At 57.8% G+C, this 17,220-nt stretch carries 16 protein-coding genes and 1 riboswitch; of the genes, 2 read left to right on the forward strand and 14 right to left on the reverse strand.

The genetic code is table 11. The features are described from left to right. Positions 1–100 precede the first annotated feature (100 nt). On the forward strand, positions 101–1,918 hold the full coding sequence (locus tag GYN08_RS11145; protein ID WP_166274272.1) for a S9 family peptidase: 1,818 nt from the start codon (positions 101–103) through the stop codon (positions 1,916–1,918). 159 nt (positions 1,919–2,077) lie between these two features. Here GYN08_RS11145 and mqnC read toward each other — a convergent pair whose 3' ends face one another. The 6 genes from mqnC to GYN08_RS11175 form a co-directional block, all read right to left on the reverse strand. After that, entirely contained in the window at positions 2,078–3,214 is a 1,137-nt protein-coding gene (gene mqnC, locus GYN08_RS11150) for a cyclic dehypoxanthinyl futalosine synthase (protein ID WP_166274273.1), read from the reverse strand. 288 nt (positions 3,215–3,502) lie between these two features. Further along, complete coding sequence (locus tag GYN08_RS11155; RefSeq protein ID WP_166274466.1) at positions 3,503–3,865, reverse strand: DUF1304 domain-containing protein; 363 nt, start codon at positions 3,863–3,865, stop codon at positions 3,503–3,505. A gap of 84 nt (positions 3,866–3,949) precedes the next feature. Then, positions 3,950–5,236, reverse strand: coding sequence for a trans-sulfuration enzyme family protein (locus GYN08_RS11160; protein ID WP_235946140.1), 1,287 nt, complete (start codon positions 5,234–5,236; stop codon positions 3,950–3,952). Between the two features lies 1 nt (position 5,237). Beyond that, positions 5,238–6,422, reverse strand: a complete 1,185-nt coding sequence (locus tag GYN08_RS11165; protein ID WP_166274274.1) for a PLP-dependent transferase — start codon at positions 6,420–6,422, stop codon at positions 5,238–5,240. A gap of 159 nt (positions 6,423–6,581) precedes the next feature. Then, complete coding sequence (gene metA / locus GYN08_RS11170) at positions 6,582–7,535, reverse strand: homoserine O-acetyltransferase MetA (protein WP_166274275.1); 954 nt, start codon at positions 7,533–7,535, stop codon at positions 6,582–6,584. Positions 7,536–7,805: 270 nt separating this feature from the next. Continuing rightward, positions 7,806–7,911, reverse strand: a riboswitch (SAM riboswitch). 188 nt (positions 7,912–8,099) lie between these two features. Next, on the reverse strand, positions 8,100–8,513 hold the full coding sequence (locus GYN08_RS11175; protein WP_166274276.1) for a hypothetical protein: 414 nt from the start codon (positions 8,511–8,513) through the stop codon (positions 8,100–8,102). A 453-nt stretch (positions 8,514–8,966) separates the two neighbouring features. On the opposite strand from GYN08_RS11175, the gene corA reads away from it, so the two are divergent. Further along, the gene (gene corA / locus GYN08_RS11180) at positions 8,967–9,908 is read left to right on the forward strand and encodes a magnesium/cobalt transporter CorA (protein ID WP_166274277.1); all 942 of its coding nucleotides are present in this window, start codon (positions 8,967–8,969) and stop codon (positions 9,906–9,908) included. A gap of 109 nt (positions 9,909–10,017) precedes the next feature. On the opposite strand, the gene GYN08_RS11185 is transcribed toward corA, so the two are convergent. From GYN08_RS11185 to GYN08_RS11220, 8 genes are all read right to left on the reverse strand, one after another. Further along, the gene (locus GYN08_RS11185; RefSeq protein WP_166274278.1) at positions 10,018–11,136 is read right to left on the reverse strand and encodes an HRDC domain-containing protein; all 1,119 of its coding nucleotides are present in this window, start codon (positions 11,134–11,136) and stop codon (positions 10,018–10,020) included. A 191-nt stretch (positions 11,137–11,327) separates the two neighbouring features. Continuing rightward, positions 11,328–11,987, reverse strand: coding sequence for an MOSC domain-containing protein (locus GYN08_RS11190; protein ID WP_166274279.1), 660 nt, complete (start codon positions 11,985–11,987; stop codon positions 11,328–11,330). Between the two features lie 49 nt (positions 11,988–12,036). Further along, complete coding sequence (locus GYN08_RS11195) at positions 12,037–13,146, reverse strand: phosphodiester glycosidase family protein (protein WP_166274468.1); 1,110 nt, start codon at positions 13,144–13,146, stop codon at positions 12,037–12,039. Between the two features lie 466 nt (positions 13,147–13,612). Beyond that, positions 13,613–14,545: a 5'-3' exonuclease gene (locus GYN08_RS11200; RefSeq protein WP_166274280.1), complete on the reverse strand. Its 933-nt coding sequence runs from the start codon at positions 14,543–14,545 to the stop codon at positions 13,613–13,615. Further along, positions 14,542–14,919, reverse strand: coding sequence for an arsenate reductase family protein (locus GYN08_RS11205; protein ID WP_166274281.1), 378 nt, complete (start codon positions 14,917–14,919; stop codon positions 14,542–14,544). Before GYN08_RS11205 ends, GYN08_RS11200 begins: the two co-directional genes overlap by 4 nt. A 57-nt stretch (positions 14,920–14,976) precedes the next feature. Continuing rightward, on the reverse strand, positions 14,977–15,924 hold the full coding sequence (locus GYN08_RS11210; protein WP_328802927.1) for an RluA family pseudouridine synthase: 948 nt from the start codon (positions 15,922–15,924) through the stop codon (positions 14,977–14,979). A gap of 93 nt (positions 15,925–16,017) precedes the next feature. Then, positions 16,018–16,617 (reverse strand): cob(I)yrinic acid a,c-diamide adenosyltransferase, encoded by a 600-nt coding sequence (locus GYN08_RS11215; protein WP_166274282.1) that lies wholly within the window; start codon positions 16,615–16,617, stop codon positions 16,018–16,020. A gap of 45 nt (positions 16,618–16,662) precedes the next feature. Continuing rightward, complete coding sequence (locus GYN08_RS11220; protein ID WP_166274283.1) at positions 16,663–17,208, reverse strand: hypothetical protein; 546 nt, start codon at positions 17,206–17,208, stop codon at positions 16,663–16,665. Positions 17,209–17,220 lie beyond the last annotated feature (12 nt).

Here is a 17,220-nt window from a genome sequence, read left to right on the forward strand (position 1 = left end):
TAAGAATCGGCAGGAGTTCGACCGGGGACGGCGAATAGTTAGCTTTGTACGACCTGCATCATCCAATAAACGGCGACAGGCCGACATTAAGGAGGATTCCATGCTATCGTTCAAAAAACCTGATGTCGAGCAGTTCTTCCGCACGTTCGCGATCGAAGATTTCGCGGTCAGCCCGGACGAAGGACAGCTTGTGTTCAGCACCAACCTCAGCGGCAAGTTTGATCTGTGGGCCATGGATCTTCCGAACCATTTTCCGTATCCGCTTACTTTTAACGGCCAGAGCTGCCAGGCCATTCGGTACGACAAGCACGGCCGCTTCCTCGTGGCGGGGTTCGATCGGGACGGCGACGAGAATTCGCAGCTGTACGCGCTCCAGACGCAGGGAGGCGAACTGCTTCCGCTGTGCGTGAAGGAAGGCCACCGGCATATGAATCCGATCTTGTCGGAGGACGGCAAGCGCCTCTATTATACGTCGACCAAAGAGGATCCGACCTATCTCAGCGCGCTCTGCTGCGACTTGAAGACGGGTCAGGAAGTTTCCGTGCTTCAAGGCTCGGGCGACGCCTCCATTTTTCTCGTCGACGTCAGCCCCAAAGAAGAATATCTCGTATACGTCAAACATTTTGCCAATACGCACGCGCCGGGATACGTCTGCGTCGGCGACAAGCACGTCTCGCTCGACCCGGAAGCCGAAGGCGAATACACCGTGAACGACTGCGTCTTTACGGGCGACAGCGAGTTGTATTTCCTGTCCAATGCGGGCGGCGACTTCACGTATTTGGCCAAATTCGATATCGAGACCGAGACCAAGACGAAGCTGCTTGAGCTCGAAGGCATCGATTTCACTTCCGTTTCCTACGACAAGGAGCGCGGCCAGCTGTATCTGACGGCGAGCAAAGGCGTTTCCGATCATCTCTATACGTACGACCTGGATTCCGGCTCGCTCGGCGGCGTTCCGCTTCCGGTCGATGTCGTGACTTCGCTGAAGGTGGCGGAGAGCGGCAATCTGTATGTGCTCGGGCGCAGCTCCGTCAGCCCGACCAATCTCTACAAAAAGGATCGGCTCGCCGAAGAGTGGACGAGCTGCACCCATTACGTCGTGCCGGGCATCGCGGAAGAAGAACTTGTCCGCCCCGAAGTGCTGACCTATCCGTCGTTCGACGGACTGGAGATCGAGGCGCTGTTCTTCCGCGCTTCCGAGGAGTCGTCCAACGGGCATACGATTCTGTGGCCGCACGGCGGACCGCAGGCGGCGGAACGGCTCGCGTTCCGGTCGCTGTTCCAGTTCCTCGTCAATCGCGGCTTCAACATTTTCGCGCCGAACTTCCGCGGTTCGACAGGCTACGGTCTGTCGTTCTGCAAGCTTGTCGAAGGCGACTGGGGCGACGGCCCGAGACTGGACAACATCGCCGGACTCGACTGGATCGCGGAAAACGGCTACGCCGACCGCGACAAGCTGCTGCTGATGGGCGGAAGCTTCGGCGGCTATATGGCGCTGCTGCTGCACGGGCGTCATGCCGATTATTTCAAAGCCGTGGTCGACATTTTCGGTCCGAGCGACCTGTTCTCGTTTATCGAATCGGTACCGGAACATTGGAAGCCGATCATGAACAAATGGGTCGGCGATCCGGTCGCGGACAAGGACAAGCTGACCGCCTACTCGCCGATCACCTATCTGGACGGCATGACCAAACCGATGCTCGTCATCCAGGGCGCCAACGATCCCCGGGTCGTCAAGGCCGAATCGGATCAGATCGTTAAGGCGCTGACCGACAAAGGCGCGAACGTCGAGTATATCGTGCTTGAGGACGAAGGGCACGGATTCTCGAAAAAGGAAAACGAGATGCGGGTCTACCGCGCCGTGCTGGAGTTTCTGGAAAAAGCGATTCAAGAAGCGCCCGCAGGCGTGCGGTCGTAAAAGCGCGGCCGGCCGAGCGGCTTGTCGGACGTCTGTGTCCTTCCGCGCTTCGGCCGCTCTGCGCTGACGGCATGATCGCAAAAAAAGCCCTGTCCGAAAACTCGGACAGGGCTTTTGGCATAGAAGCATATGCATAGGGGATCGTCGGGACGACGCGGCTTAGTTCTGCATGATGAAGTCGCGCTGAACTTTGAAGCTTTCGTCGTCGAATACTTTGAGAATATTGTATTTCGTGTCGCGCTGTGCCGGAATTTTGCCCGCCGCGCGGATGATGTCCAGCGTCTGCTCGATGTTGACCTTGTGCGTCGTGCCGGCTGCCGACACGACGTTCTCTTCCATCATCGTGCTGCCGAAGTCGTCGCAGCCGTACTGCAGCGACAGCTTGCCCACTTCCGGTCCCATCGTGACCCACGACGACTGGAAGTGCTTGATGTTGTCCAGCACGATGCGGCTGATGGCCACGTTTTTGAGATACTGTTCCGGCGTCTGCTTCTCCACCTTCATGTTCGTGTTGTCCGGCTGGAACGTCCACGAGATGAATGCCAGGAAGCCTTCGGAATTATAGCCGTTACGGATGCATTCGTCCTGCGCCTCGCGCACTCTCATCATATGCAGGGCGCGCTCTTCGTACGATTCGCCGAAACCGATGACCATCGTGGCCGTCGTATTCATGCCGACCTTATGCGCCGTCTGCATGACGTCCATCCAATCGCGCCACGAGCCTTTGAGCCGGCTGATCTTGCGGCGGGTACGGTCGTCGAGAATTTCGCCGCCGCCGCCCGGCAGGGAATCGAGCCCCGCTTCGTGAATGGCGCGGATGGTGTCCTCCATCGACATCCCCGACAGCTTCTGCATCTTCATGATCTCCGCCGGGGAGAACGAGTGCATCGTGATATTCGGGAAATGCTGCTTGATCTTGCGCAGGATGTTCAGATAATATTCGAACGGCAGATCCGGGTTTACCCCGCCCTGCATCAGAATTTCCGTACCGCCCACATCTTCGGTCTCCTGGATCTTCTGCAAGATGACTTCGTCCGGAAGCACGTATCCTTCCGGCGAACCCGGACGGCGATAGAAGGCGCAGAAGCGGCAGAACACGTCGCAGACGTTCGTGTAGTTCACGTTCCGGCCGATCACGAACGTCGTGATCGGATCGGGATTTTTGCGCATCATCATCTGATTCGCCACATGCCCCAGTTTTTCGATTTCGTCGGATTCGTACAGGGCGATGGTATCTTCCACGTCCAGGCGTCCTCCGCTCAAAGCTTTATCCAATATCGTGTCAACCGCACTCATTTCATGCAGCCTCCTTTGTGAAAATAGGTTCAAGTAAAGTCGATCGAATCCTTTTGGTTCCCGCTGCAAAATCTCTATTTTAAAAAGCTAAAATTGTAAAGGGCACTGCAATACAATTCATCCTATCACACTTCACTTGAGATTTAAATATTCGTCAACCTTCCCGCGGCCCAAAAAACCAAAAGACCGGCCCGCCGAAGCGAACCGGTTGCTTTCGATGTGCCGTTTCGGCGCCGAAAGACGCCCTGTCCAAGTCCTCAGACGTCGGCATGCGAAGACGAACGCGTTCTAAGCGATCAGAACGGCCGCCAGCGCGATCAGCGCCGGAACGGTCTGAATGAACAAAATTTTGAATTTGGCGGTCGCCGCGCCGTAAATACCCGCGATCATTACGCAGATCAGGAAGAAAATCTGGATATGCGCCGCCGCTTCCGCCTGCGGATACACCAACCCGAAGACCAAACCCGCAGCCAAAAATCCGTTGTATAATCCTTGATTGCCCGCCAGCGATACCGTCGCGTCGGCAAACTTCTGCTCCAGCCCGAATGCCTTCATCCCGCGCGGCTTGTTCCACAGAAACATTTCGAGCACCAAAATGTAAACATGCAGCAGCGCGATCAGCGCAACCAGGATGTTCGCTATCCACTCCATTGCCATCCCTCATTTTCCTGTAAGGTCCGATTCCGTCCCTCATTGTACCAGAAAAAAGCGGCAGCTCCCTTTAGCACGGAAAAGTCAGTCGGCAAGCGCTTGTTCGAGATCGGCGATCAGGTCCTCGACGTTCTCGAGACCGACCGAGAAGCGCAGCAGTCCGTCGCCGATGCCGCGTTCCAACCGTACTTCGCGCGGCATCGCCGCATGCGACATCATCGGCGGATAGGACAGGATGCTCTCCACCGCGCCCAGGCTTACCGCGACGAGCGGAAGCTTGACCCGGTTCAGCAGGCGCTTGGCCCGCTCTTCGGAGCCGACGTCGAACGAGACGACCGCGCCGAAGCCCGTCGACTGCTTTTCCTGAATCTCGCGGCCCGGATGGTCCTTCAACCCCGGATAATAGACGGTCTCGATATCGTTTCGTTCCGACAGCCACAGCGCCAGCCGGCGGGCGCTGTGTTCGCTGCGCTCCATCCGCGCCCCGAGCGTCTTCATGCCGCGGATCAGCAGCCAGCTGTCCTGCGGGCCGAGCACCGTGCCGAGGCCGTTCTGCAGCTTTTTGAGCTCCGCCGCCAGCTCCGGGGTGCGCGCCACCGCAAGACCGGCCAATACGTCGCTGTGCCCGCCGAGGAATTTGGTCGCGCTATGCAGGATGATATCGACGCCCTGCTCGATCGGGCGCTGATAATACGGCGTCATAAATGTGTTGTCGACCAGCGTCAGCAGATCGTGCTGCTTCGCCCAGGCCGTCACGGCGCCCAAATCGGTAATTTTGAGCGTCGGATTGGACGGCGTCTCCATGAACACGCCCTTCGTGTTGGGACGCAGCGCCGCCTTGATCTGTTCCAGATCGGTCATGTCGACGAACGTCGTCTCGATGTTCATCCGGCTCAAAATGGTCGTCAGCAGCCGATAGGTGCCGCCGTATACGTCTTCGGTCACGATCAGATGATCGCCGGCCGAGAAGATCATCAGCGCCGCCGAAATGGCCGCCATTCCCGAAGCGAAAGCATAGCCGCCGGCTCCTCCCTCCAATAAAGAGATGTAATCTTCGAGCGCCTGCCTCGTCGGGCTGCCCGAGCGGCTGTAATCGTACTGCGGCGGATTGTAAATGTCGAAATGATGGAACGTCGACGCCTGATAGATCGGCACGCTGGAAGCGCCGGTCGCCGGATCGATCTCCGCGCCGAAATGAATCAGCTTCGTGTCGAAATGGCGGTTTTTCAAAGCTTCGGCCGCCTCCTCCGGCGTTTGCAGCTGACGAGGCGCAGCTTCCGTCTGCTCGGGCGTTCTGCCCTGCGGCTGAGCCGCTTTTTCCGTTCCCGTTTCCAGGCTTTCGCCGCGTTCTCCGTTATGTTCGTTCGTCATCTTAAGCTCCCGCTCCTTCCGTCTCGCGCAGCGCCGCCCGCAGCGCGCCGTCCAGGTCGCCGATCAGATCGTCGATATGCTCGATGCCGACCGAGAAACGCAGCAGCTTGTCGTCGACGCCGATCGCGTCGCGAATTTCCGGCGGAATATCCGCATGCGTCTGCACCGACGGATAGGTCATCAGCGATTCGACCCCGCCCAAGCTTTCCGCGAAAGCGATCAGCTTGATATGACGCAGAATCGGCTCGATCCAGCGCGCGTCCTTCACTTTGAAAGAAAAGATGCCGGTATTGCCGCTCGACTGCCGGTTCTGCACGTCGTGTCCCGGATGCTCCGGCAGGCCCGGATGGTACACGGCTTCGATCTGCGGATGGTTCTGCAGGAAGCGGGCGATCGCAAGCGCGTTGCTCTCGTGCCGCTCCATCCGCAGCGCCAGCGTCTTCATGCCGCGCATCAGCTGATAAGAATCGGCCGGGCTCAGTACCGCTCCGATCGAATTGTGCAGGAAAAACATTTCTTCGGACAGCTCTTGGCCCTTCGTGACGATCAGGCCGGCCAGAACGTCGTTGTGGCCGCCCAGGTATTTGGTCGCGCTGTGCACGACGATATCGGCTCCCAATTCGATCGGGCGCTGGAAGAACGGCGTCAGCAGCGTATTGTCGACAATGGTGAGAATGCCGTGCGGCTTGGCCCAATCGGCCACCGCCTTGATGTCCGTAATCATCATCAGCGGATTGGTCGGCGTCTCGATGAAGATCGCCTTCGTATTCGGCGTGCGCAGCTTTTCGATCGCCCCGAGGTCGTTCGTGTCGACATACGAAGCCGTTACGCCGAACCTCGACAGCACGCGCTCAAGCAGGCGATACGTGCCGCCGTACAGGTCGAGCGAGACGATCAGGTGATCGCCTTGGCCGAACAGGGCGAATACCGTTTGCAGCGCCGCCATGCCCGAGCTGCACGCGAATCCGGCATCGCCGGATTCCAGCTTCGCCGAAGCTTCCTCCAGCACGGCGCGGGTCGGGTTCTTGGTACGCGTATAGTCGAAGCCCGTGCTGCGTCCGAGCCCCGGATGACGATAAGCGGTCGAATGGTAGATCGGGAAATTGACCGCGCCGGTATCCGGGTCCTCGAGCGAGCCGATCTGCGCCAGCGCGCTTTCGATTTTGAGCTGTCTGTCGTCCTTCATGTATATTCCTCCTGGCTAAGTTAAAGTATTCAAACGCCGCTGCGATGCTGCACATCCCTGAATTATGAAGATATACGCACAGCCGCGAACAGCAAATGCTGCGAATAGGGGCAGGAAGGACGCAGGAAACCATCAAGTTTCCGGGCCTTCCCTGCTTTTTTAAATGCCGGCTCCGAAGTCGCTGAACTCGGCTTCTTTCGAAGAATCCACCTGATCGAAAGGCGTTTCTTGATAGACATAATAGTTGAGCCAGTTGGAAAACAGCAGATTGGCGTGCGCTCTCCATGAGGACAGCGGCTTTTTCGTCGGGTCATCACCCGGGAAATAATTTTTGGGAACGGCGACCTCCAAGCCTTTCGCGATATCGCGATCGTACTCCCATTTCAGCGACAGCGGATCGTATTCGGAATGGCCCGTGGCGAAGATCTGCCTGCCGTCCTTCGTCGCCACCAGATAGACGCCGGCTTCTTCGGATTCCGCCAAAATTTCCAGCTCCGTGCTTTTCAGAATATCTTCCCGCCGCACGTCGGTATGCCGGGAGTGCGGCACGAAGAACCATTCGTCGAATCCGCGCAGCAGCTGCACGTTGGTCTTGTTCATCGTATGCGGGAATACGCCGAAACATTTTTCTTCCAGCGGAATTTTGCTTACCCCGAAGTGGTGATACAGTCCCGCCTGCGAAGCCCAGCAGATATGCATCGTCGAAGTGACGTTCTGCTTGCTCCAGTCGAAGATCTGCCGGATCTCCTCCCAGTAGCTGACCTGTTCGAAATCGAGCTGCTCCACCGGCGCTCCGGTAATGATCATGCCGTCGAAGCGCAGATGCTTGACCTCGTCGAACGTCTTGTAAAACGTGTTGAGGTACTCTTCCGACGTGTTTTTGGACGTATGGGAGCTCGGATAAAGCAGCACCACGTCGACCTGCAGCGGCGTATTGCCGATCAGGCGAAGGAGCTGCGTCTCCGTCGTTTCCTTGGTCGGCATCAGGTTCAAAATGGCGATGCGCAGCGGACGGATATCCTGGCTGTAAGCCCGGCTTTCGTCCATGACGAAAATATTTTCCTGCAGCAGCACTTCCTTCGCGGGCAAGTTGTCGGGCACTTTAATCGGCATCTCGCATTCACTCCTCTTGTCGGTTTGCTTTTTGTCGGTTTGCCTATGGATCCGGGCCGTCGATTTATCGAGCGTTCGGCAGCCGGAAAGGTTATTTGCGTGCAAATGGGTACAAAAAAGACCTTTCCGGGCAGGCCGAGAAAGGTCTATACAAAGCTAGCTCCTCTCTCATCTGCCAATTACCGCGATATACGAAAGGAAGAGGGATTCGCACCGGCGAGAAGCTCGGCATGGGCATTATGCCCGCGCGGCTGTCGCCTGACGAATCGTGCCTCGTCTATGATCGCATGGTAATTGCAAGAATTAGCACCGTACGACAGAGTCGCCGGTTGCCGGGTTTCATCGGGCTAGTCCCTCCACCTGCTCTTGATAAGATTCCACTTTTCTTCCGGCGTCTGAGCGTCGGAAGAACTATTCAATTGTCGGATTGCCGGTCGTCTGACCGAGGTAACTTTAGATCAATTATACACGAATTATGCATTCAGGCAAGAAGCAGCTTACAGGGCGCGATCGCAATTTTAGATTAACGTCGTGCCGATCGTAATTCGCCCGTGCATCGCCGGCTTAATGCGCCCGCGTCCGCATCGTCTTCATCCACGGCAGCACTTCGCTTTCGATTCTCCAGACGCATGCTTGCAGCTGTCTTTCGAGCGAGTTCTCGTCTTCGTACTCGAACCATTCTTCCATGGGACGGTTCATCCATCGGTCTATGCCGGCTTCCGTGCGGCGGACGGCAAAGTTGACGTTCATCCGCCGAATGCGGACATTTTCCAAAGCCTGCGTTTCTTCCGCTTCCCGCTCGGCGAGAGCGCCGCCGCCCGCACGGGAAGTTTCGACCAGAAGCTCCACTTTCTCGGCTTGACCCTCGATCTGCCGCTCCCAGGTCCAAAGAGGCCATCTTCCTTCCAGGCAAAATCCTAGAGGCACTAGCAGTCCGCCAAGCGTTTCGCGTATCGCGCGGGCCGTGCGAATCTTCATTTCTCTCTTCCTTTCCGGTCTTCGGAGCGAGCCTCTTCCGCGCCCTGCCCGATTATTTCTTTTCATCATACAGCTTCCCCCGCCCAAAGCCGATAATAGAAGTGTAAGTCGTCACAAACAAGCCCTTGAAAGGCTCTGGGACGCGCGTTATACTTAACGAGGGTTTTATGAAAACGACAATGAAAACAAGGGGTGAATTTCAGATGGACGGCGACCCGAGGCCTAAGCGTGAGAGAACGCGGATCCTGGTTCAACAGCAGAAAAAACGGCCGTACGGCGTCATAACCTCCATTTCGGAAGTTCACTGACCGGAGGCCTTCCGGCGTCTGACCGCTTCAGCCGCTCGAGGACGATGTCCGCATTGCGGCGCCGGCCTGTTTTTTCCTGCGTTCTCCCGCAAATTCGAGACTATTTTGACGGACGTTAGCGTCCTATTTCGAAGGAGTGAACCGCATGAAAATCCGGCATGTCAAATACGGCGTTTTTACGCTGATCGAAAATGAGAATCTGGCCGACACCCTGACTCCACCGGAGGAAGGCTTTTACTGGATCGACGCCGACCTTGACGATATTACGCTGCTTCAGCTCACCTTCGGGCTGCACGATCTGGCGGTCGAGGATATGCTCGGCGAGGAAGAACAGCGGCCGAAGATCGAAATTTACGAAAACCATTACTTTACCGTCGTCAACAGCATCCGCTTCGACAACGAAGAAATCTTTATGCGGGCCCTCAACATTTTCCTGGGCCGGCATTTCATCATCACGGTGACCCGGCAGAAGATCCACGAGCTTCGCACGGTCAAACCCATCATGTGGGAAGAAGAAGTCAATACGCCGGACCGCTTCATGTATCTGCTGATCGACCGCGTCATCGACAACTTCTTCGCCGTCGGCGACCGGATCGAGGACCAGATCGAACAGCTTGAAGAAGATATCCTGATGAATACGAAACGGACGCATCTGAACGATATCATCGGTCTCAGAGCGGAAATTCTCTGGCTCAAAAAGGTGCTTGTTCCTCAGCGCGAAGTCATCAACATCCTCAACAAAAAAGATCTGCGCCTGATCGACGACGAGCTGCAAAAATACTTCAGCGACATCTACGAAAACGCGGTCAAAGTCTCGGAAGCATTCGATACGTACCGCGACCTGATGGGCAACCTTCGAGAAGCCTACCAGTCGAGCATTTCCAACCGCGCGAACGAGATCATGAAGGTGTTTACGGTCATCACGACCATCTTCATGCCGCTCACCGTGGTAACGGGCATCTACGGCATGAACTTCGACCATATGCCCGAGCTGCACTGGACTTTCGGCTATCCGATGGTCATTCTGCTCATGATCGTGCTCGGCGTCACGATGTATCTCCTGTTCCGCAAAAAAGGCTGGCTGTAAGCCGCGCTCGCTTCCGCGGGCTTAAGCCGTTAACCGAAAAGGGCTGTTCCAGGCTTCCGTCTCCGGAAGCGCGGAACAGCCCTTTGTGCGTAATGCGCCGGCGCTGCCGTCAATCGGTGCCGGTCTTACGCTGCCGGTTTGGCTGCTTCACTCCGCCGGGCGCGATCACGACTTCGGGCGAATCGGCTCTCGGAAGACCGGCCTCGGACGCCGCATTTCCTCCGGCTTCGGCTCGTTCATTCTCCCGGCGGTAGCGAATGCGAAGCAGGCGCAGCTGTTCGTACAAAATGTCGAGTCCCGGCTCGCTGGGCGGCTCTTCGCCGTAAATTTTTTTCAGCACGGGCTTCAGGAACGAATCGCCCAGCTCCGCATAGGCCTGCATGACGGCGTCGCGCTGTTCCTGCGGCATCAGCTGGATCTCGTGTTCGATAACCGTCTCCATATTGTAGCCGCTCTTCTCCAGCGATTCCATCATCTCGATCAGTTCCCGGCGCTCCAGTCCGCTGTCCTGGCCGATTTGCGCCAGCGAAACGGTGGCCCCTTCGGACCGGGAAGCTTCCAGCAGCAGCCGGGTTGCGCGGACGCGTTCGGCTTCCCGCTTGAACTTCCGTTCTTTTCCTTTGTACGTCCAGGCTTCGAACTCTTCTTCGTCCAGACGCCGCTCCACCCAATCCAGCGGGAAAGTATGGGCCCGTTCCGCGTTCTTCGTATGTTCCAGCAGCGCCTCTCCGTACCGCTGCACGGTATTCTCGCCGATGCCCGGCAGTTCGCGGAGTTCGTCGAGCGTCTGCGGCAGGAACGTGCAGATCAGCTTCAGCGCGCGATTGGTGGCAATCAGATATGGAGCCCGGCGATCCTCGGTCGCCCGAGCTCTCCGCCAGGCGGCCATTCGTTTGTACAGTTCTTCATCCGCATGCAGCTCGCTGTAGCAGATCAGCTTCTGCGTGAAGCGTCCGCGCTGTCCGGACTCCAGAAACTCCTGAAACGTATCCCGGATGATCGGACGGTAGCCCTCGGCCAGCTTCGCCGCCAGCTGATGCCGATAGACGGCCAGCATTTCGTTCCAGACCGATCCTTCGTACCAAATTTCCCGGTCGGGGCCGGCCAGTCCTTCTTCCCGACTCCATCCGCTGCTCCACAGCCCGCCTTCTTCCTCGATCCATACTTGAGCGGCCTCGACTTCGTTCCCGTGCTCAATCTCCATCCGGTTCAAAAATACGATCGTCATTCTGCTTCCCCCCGCCTTATCGCGAAAATGTCAGCCGAAACGCAAAAAAGCACCTCTCCTACATGGACATGTAAGAGAGGTGCTTCCTCCGCGCTTGTATGCTGCTGACCTTATAATACCCTTTATATGGAATAAGCGTCAAGACGATTTTGGACATTTTCGCGTCCGCTTCGTTCCGCGCGGCCGGCCCTTCAATACCTGTCTTCCAGCTCCGCCAACCTTTTTTCAAGCGATCCGCGCCAGGCCATGGCCAGCTCTTCGACGGCAAGCAGGCTGCGAATCGCGTCGGCGTCGTCCTTCAGCCGATACTTGATCTCGTTGGCGCGCATGACGGTCATGCCCGCCGGATGCCGCTCCAGCAGCTTCACCCGGTCGCCGGCCGAGACCTTCCCTTCCCGGAGTACCCGAAAGTAAAAGCCGCTGTAGCCCGTTTCCTGCACCATCGCCGGAAGTTCGGGCACGCCGTAGCGGACCGACAGCTTGAAACACGGCTGCCTCGGCTGGCTGAGCTGCACGACGGCTTCGCCGATTTCGAACGTGTCGCCGATGCAAAAGTCCTCTTCCGCTCCGCCTTCGATCGACAGATTTTCGCCGAAAGCGCCCGGCTCCAGCTTGGGCAGCAGCGCCTTTTCCCAGAACGGGAAGCGGTCTGCCGAATACGCGCAGGCCGCTTTGTCCGCGCCCCCGTGATTTTTGAGATCCGCCTGTCCGTCTCCTTCGAAGCCGAGCCTGCTCAAATAAACGGGGCCGTCGACCGGGTATTTGAAGAGGCCCGTTTCCACTTCTTTTCGGCCGTGCGGCACGACTTTCGGCAGGCCGACGTTAACGGACGCGATGGTCGTCTCCTTCACTGTTTATCCCTCCCTTTCCGGCACCGCTCATGCGGCTGCCCCTATCCGCTTACTGCATCGATACCCACTGGCCGAATACCAGCGTGTTGCTCAAGGAGCGGCCTGCGTTCGTCAGCGTGCGTCCGTTGGCGTACATGGCCGACGACGCTCCGCCGTCCAGGTTCATCGCCTGCTTGGCGCCCATTTTTTGCATGACCTGCGCCCACTGCTTCATCGTTGCGCCGCCTACCGTCGCCAGCATGACCGAGCCGTCCGGCATGATGGCGATTCCGCTGCGCGCTCCGGAAGCGGTCAAGATTTTGGGATCGCTGAAGCCTTCGCCCGCGGGATCCAGCGCCACCTTGCCGTCTTTGACCAGACGCGGTCCCGCTCCGACGGCGGTCACGACATCGTCCCAAGGAATAGGTTTCTTGTTGACGTCCAGATAAGTAATGTTCATCTCGACCGTCGAGCCCACTTCGAACCGTCCTGCATTGGTTTGCTCCGAACCGTGATAGACCAGCACGTATCCGTCGCTCGGAATAGCCGCGTTCCGGTTCGCTTCTTTTTTCACGACTTTGTCTTTGCGCACGGTGACGGCGATTCCGCCGCTGAATCCGACGTTGGTTCCGCGCGCCGAATTGTACATCAACACGACGTTCTGTCCGGTATCCGGAGTCCGGTTGACGAACGTGGCGTACCAGCTGGCGGATTTGCTCCGGCCGGACTTATCCGGCTTGCCGGTGACCATGCCCGCGATGTTCGCGCGGAGCGAATCCATCAGCACGGTTCCGTCCTTTTTGAACCCGATGCTGGTGCCGTAATAGCCGGTGTGCACGACTTGGCCTTTCGAGATCAGCGTTCCGTACGGATCGGCCGGGCCGCCGTACGAATTGAAGAAGGCCCCGTTGATCGCCGCCGTCGCCTTGCTGTTTTTCACGATCGAAGCGAAGTTCTGCGTCTGACCGACCTGCCCCTGGGCCAAACCCAGCGCCGCTTTCGTTCCTTTCGGAATCGTCACCGTCTGCACGGTAAACGTGCGTCCCGCCGCCGATACTTTGCGTACGGCTGTCGTGATCGACGCCGCCGCGTCGGCCTGCTTTTCCCCCGCCAGACCGAACACGCCCGATACCGCCAGCACCCCCGCCAGCAGCATCGTCCCCCATTTTTTGCTTTTCATCACGAACGCTTCTCCCCTAACTTGTTTTTTTGCGCCTGTTTTCCTCGGCTGCCTGCTTTCTTTATTTGGCGATCGCGGGCGCTTTTTCCTGCTTTTCGGAGGAAAAAGGTTCCGGCGCTGCGGAGGGGCATGTGGGGCACGCGGGGTACAAGGAGGCGCTGCGGGAAAAGGGCCTGCGGATCGCCGTTAAAATCCGATTCCTTCTCATTGTATAAAACACGCTGTCGGTAAGGAACCGGATTTTAAATGCGAACGCTCCGCTTCCTTCGGCTCCTTTTCCCTCCGCTGGTGCGTGCCGCGCGGGAGGGAAGCTTTTTCCGGTCCCAAAGCACAAAAAAGCGGCCGCTTTTTTGTTGTTGGGACATAGAGAAGGAGGCCCCTGCACAGCGAGCGCTTTGCAGGGGCCTCCCTTCGATTAAGGAAGCAATATAGATCGACGACCTGACTATAAAGCCGATATGCGGTCTTAGCCGAACACGTCCACGCCCATCATCTTGCCCAGGCTGCTCATCTCCAGTTCCTCGAATTTCGCGGACACTTTCGAGTCGTCGATCTGGAACTTGCACAGGTCGATCGGGCACTCCACCGGAACTTCGCAGTGAATCTCGGCCAGGGAGCGGGACATATGCAGCATGTCGAGGTCGTTTTCGATCTTGGTCCGCACGGACTTGGTCAGCTTGTCGAGGTTGGCGAGAATGCCGTCCACGTCGCCGAATTCCTGTACGAGCTTGATCGCGGTTTTTTCCCCGATGCCTTTGACGCCCGGATAGTTATCGCTGCTGTCGCCCATTAAGCCTTTCATGTCTACGACCTGGGAAGGCTTCAGGCCTTTTTCTTCCATCAGGAATTCCGGCGTGTACACCTGGTAGTTGCCGTAGCCTTTTTTCATGATGATGACCTTGATCCGTTCGTCGGTCAGCTGCAGCAGATCGTTGTCGCCGGACAGAATCTGCACGTCCATATGGGACTCGCGGGCGCAGCGTTTGGCGATCGTGCCGATGCAGTCGTCCGCTTCGTAACCCGGCATGCCGATGTTCGGGATGTCCATCGCTTCGACGACCTCCTTGACGAGATCGAACTGCGGGATCAGGTCGTCGGGCGCGGCGGAACGGTTGCCTTTGTACGATTCGAACTGTTCCGTCCGGAACGTGCGGCCGCCCATGTCCCAGCAGCAGGCGACGTGCGTCGGATCGAACTGCCGAATCGCGTCCCACAAATAACGGACGAAGCCGTAAATGCCGTTGGTCGGAACGCCCGCTTCGGTGCGGCGAATATAGCCTTTGAGCGCCGTCGCGTAATAGGCCCGGAACAGCAGCGCCATGCCGTCGACCAGCATCAGCGTCGGTTTGCGCGCCAGCACGTTTTCCGGAAGCCCTTCGATACCGCCGTGTTCGCTCATTCGCCTTCCTCCTTTTTGCCCCAGCTTTGTTCGTACGTCTCCGGTTTGAAGCCGAGCGTGACGCGACGCCCGTCGGTCACGACCGGACGCTTGATCAGTTTCCCGTTCGAAGCCAGCAGCTCCGCGCGTTCTTCTTCGTTCAGGGCGGCCAGCTTGTCTTTCAGCCCCAGCTCTTTATAGACTTCGCCGCTGACGTTGAAAAATTTCTTCGATTCCAATCCGCTTTTGGCGATAAGGTCCAGCACTTCTTCTTTGGAAGGCGGCTGTTCCACGATCGGAATCAGCTCCAGCTCGTACCCTTCGTTTTGCAGCCATTTGATGGCGTTGCGGCAGGTGCTGCATTTGGCATAATGATAAACGTTCAGTGTAGTCATCGGTGTCGCTCACATCTCTTTCTTCGGTTCTTCGTTTTCATGACGGCGTTTCTTCGTTTAAGCTTCACTGCCTCGCGCGCCGGCGCTCAACGTCCGCTCCAGTTCTTCCAAGTCGGGCGGAAAAGGAGCTTCGAACGTCAGCCGTTCGCCCGAGAGCGGATGGACGAACGCCAGGCGGAACGCATGGAGCGCCTGCCGGCCGATCTTTTCGTCCAACGTTTGGGACGAAGCGAATTCGTCCGGCGTCAGCGGCGCGTCCGGCGCGTATTTATACATCTCGTCGCCGAGCAGCGGACAGCCGATATGGGTCATATGCACCCGAATCTGATGCGTGCGTCCGCTCTCCAGTTCCAATTCGATCAGCGAAGCGCGGGCCTGAAGATAGCGTTCCAGCGTCCGATAGCGCGTCGCGGCGGAATAACCCGACGACGTCACGATCCGTATATGCGGATTGTCCGGATCGCGGTCGATCGGTCCTTCGACGCGGCCGTTCTCCGGCTGCGGATAGCCGTGGACGAACGCGCGGTACGTCTTGTCGACGGTGCCCGCGATCATCTGCTCGGAGATATGCTGATGCACGTAAGGGTTTTTGGCGATCGCCAGCACGCCCGACGTCTCGCGGTCCAGCCGGTGCACCGGACGGAAGCGGACCTGCTCGCCCCGCTCCCGCCAGTGATGCACGACCCCGTTCGCCAGCGTGCCGGTGTAATGGCCGTGCGTGGGATGAACGATCACCCCAGCCGCTTTGTTGACGATCAAGAGATCGCGATCCTCGTACAGAATATCCAGCGGCATCTTTTCCGGCAAAATGTCGTCCGACACTTCCCTTTCCATCCGGAGTTCGACGATATCCCCGGGTTTGAGATGCACGCTGATGTAGACGCGCTTGCCGTTCAGCATAATGCCGCGTTCGGTCATTTTGAGCCGCGAAGTCAGTTTGCGCGAGACGCCGAGCCGATTATGCAGCAGCGTCTTCAGCGTCCAGCCGTTTTCGCGTTCGGACACGGTATACACGATCGGATCGCAGTAGCCGTACTCCGGATCGATTCCTTTTTCTGTCGGAAAATGATGAGGTCTGTTTTCTGTCGGTTCGATTTTTCATTCACCCTGCTCTTGTTCATTTTGACGGTCTTTGTCTCCGGAAAACACCCGGGCTCCGCGCACGTATTCCACGTCGTCCACTCTCAATATGAGATTGGCCGTTCGGGCGGCGCTGAAAAAATAATCGGACAGCCGATTGAGATAGCGCAGCACCTCGGGATTGATCTCCGCCTCGTCCGTCAGCGCCACGACGCGCCGTTCCGCTCGCCGGCAGACGGTGCGGCAGACATGCAGCGCGGCGGCCGGCGGACTTCCGCCGGGCAAAATAAACCGCTCGAGCGGCGGATTGTCCGCCTCCAGCCTGTCGATCCACAGCTCCAGCCGCTCCGTCATCGCCGCGTGCGTCTTGTACGGCTGTTGGGCCGCGGGCGTATAAGCAAGATCGGACCCGCAGTCGAACAGCTCCTGGCCGATGACGGACAGCTGCTCGCGCAGGTCTTTGAACCGATCGTCCTGCAGCAGCGCGGAAGCCTGACCGACAAAACTGTTCAGCTCGTCGATCGTTCCGTAAGCCTCGACGCGGGCATCGTCTTTGCGCACCCTTCCCCCGATCACCGACGTTTGTCCGCCGTCTCCCGTTTTCGTATAAATGCGCATGTCCGCGCCCCCTTCCCATTCTGTATTCCGTTAAAAAGCGCAGACTCAGCCTTCCGTCAGCTTCTGCAGCACCTTGATCGCCGCGTCCTTGTCCGGAGCGTTCACGAGCACGCAGGCGAGCAGGCCTTCCGGCGCATAACCGGCATCCCGGAACATCTTCATGTCCTTGACCGGGATCCCGAACAGATGCTCTTCGGTGACCGGATCTTTCTCGCCGTCTTTCAGCACGCCGTTCTCGAATACGCCTTCCGGATACTCGGATTTGTCGAAATAATCGTCAAGCACGATATGAGCGCCGTCCTTGCCGTACGTCTTGATCGTATCTTCCGGCAGAATCACGATCGCGTTTCCCCCCGCCGCGTATTCGACCAGCACTTTTTGCAGGTCGAACAGCGGCGAGTAATTGAATTCCGCTTTCAAATCCGGCGAATCCGTCTTCAGCTTTTCCTGAATCTGGTCGATCGCTTCCCGGCTGGCGGATGCCTTGTCCGACATAAAGATCAAAACGTTGTCATCGCCTTTGCCGCATCCGGCCAGCAGCATGATCGTCGCGATCAGCAGCATCCAGATCCCCGCTTTTTTCCCCTTCACTTCTTATTCCTC

It is taken from the genome of Saccharibacillus alkalitolerans (assembly GCF_011090185.1).
GTDB lineage: Bacteria > Bacillota > Bacilli > Paenibacillales > Paenibacillaceae > Saccharibacillus > Saccharibacillus alkalitolerans.

Excerpts from the sequence above, each read along its gene's own strand:
- GYN08_RS11215 (WP_166274282.1), bottom strand. The coding sequence starts at position 16,617 with ATGCGCATTTATACGAAAACGGGAGACGGCGGACAAACGTCGGTGATC.
- mqnC (WP_166274273.1), bottom strand. The coding sequence starts at position 3,214 with ATGAGTGCGGTTGACACGATATTGGATAAAGCTTTGAGCGGAGGACGC.
- GYN08_RS11185 (WP_166274278.1), bottom strand. The coding sequence starts at position 11,136 with ATGACGATCGTATTTTTGAACCGGATGGAGATTGAGCACGGGAACGAA.
- GYN08_RS11175 (WP_166274276.1), bottom strand. The coding sequence starts at position 8,513 with ATGAAGATTCGCACGGCCCGCGCGATACGCGAAACGCTTGGCGGACTG.
- GYN08_RS11195 (WP_166274468.1), bottom strand. The coding sequence starts at position 13,146 with ATGAAAAGCAAAAAATGGGGGACGATGCTGCTGGCGGGGGTGCTGGCG.
- GYN08_RS11205 (WP_166274281.1), bottom strand. The coding sequence starts at position 14,919 with ATGACTACACTGAACGTTTATCATTATGCCAAATGCAGCACCTGCCGC.
- corA (WP_166274277.1), top strand. The coding sequence starts at position 8,967 with ATGAAAATCCGGCATGTCAAATACGGCGTTTTTACGCTGATCGAAAAT.
- GYN08_RS11200 (WP_166274280.1), bottom strand. The coding sequence starts at position 14,545 with ATGAGCGAACACGGCGGTATCGAAGGGCTTCCGGAAAACGTGCTGGCG.
- metA (WP_166274275.1), bottom strand. The coding sequence starts at position 7,535 with ATGCCGATTAAAGTGCCCGACAACTTGCCCGCGAAGGAAGTGCTGCTG.
- GYN08_RS11145 (WP_166274272.1), top strand. The coding sequence starts at position 101 with ATGCTATCGTTCAAAAAACCTGATGTCGAGCAGTTCTTCCGCACGTTC.
- GYN08_RS11160 (WP_235946140.1), bottom strand. The coding sequence starts at position 5,236 with ATGACGAACGAACATAACGGAGAACGCGGCGAAAGCCTGGAAACGGGA.
- GYN08_RS11165 (WP_166274274.1), bottom strand. The coding sequence starts at position 6,422 with ATGAAGGACGACAGACAGCTCAAAATCGAAAGCGCGCTGGCGCAGATC.
- GYN08_RS11155 (WP_166274466.1), bottom strand. The coding sequence starts at position 3,865 with ATGGAGTGGATAGCGAACATCCTGGTTGCGCTGATCGCGCTGCTGCAT.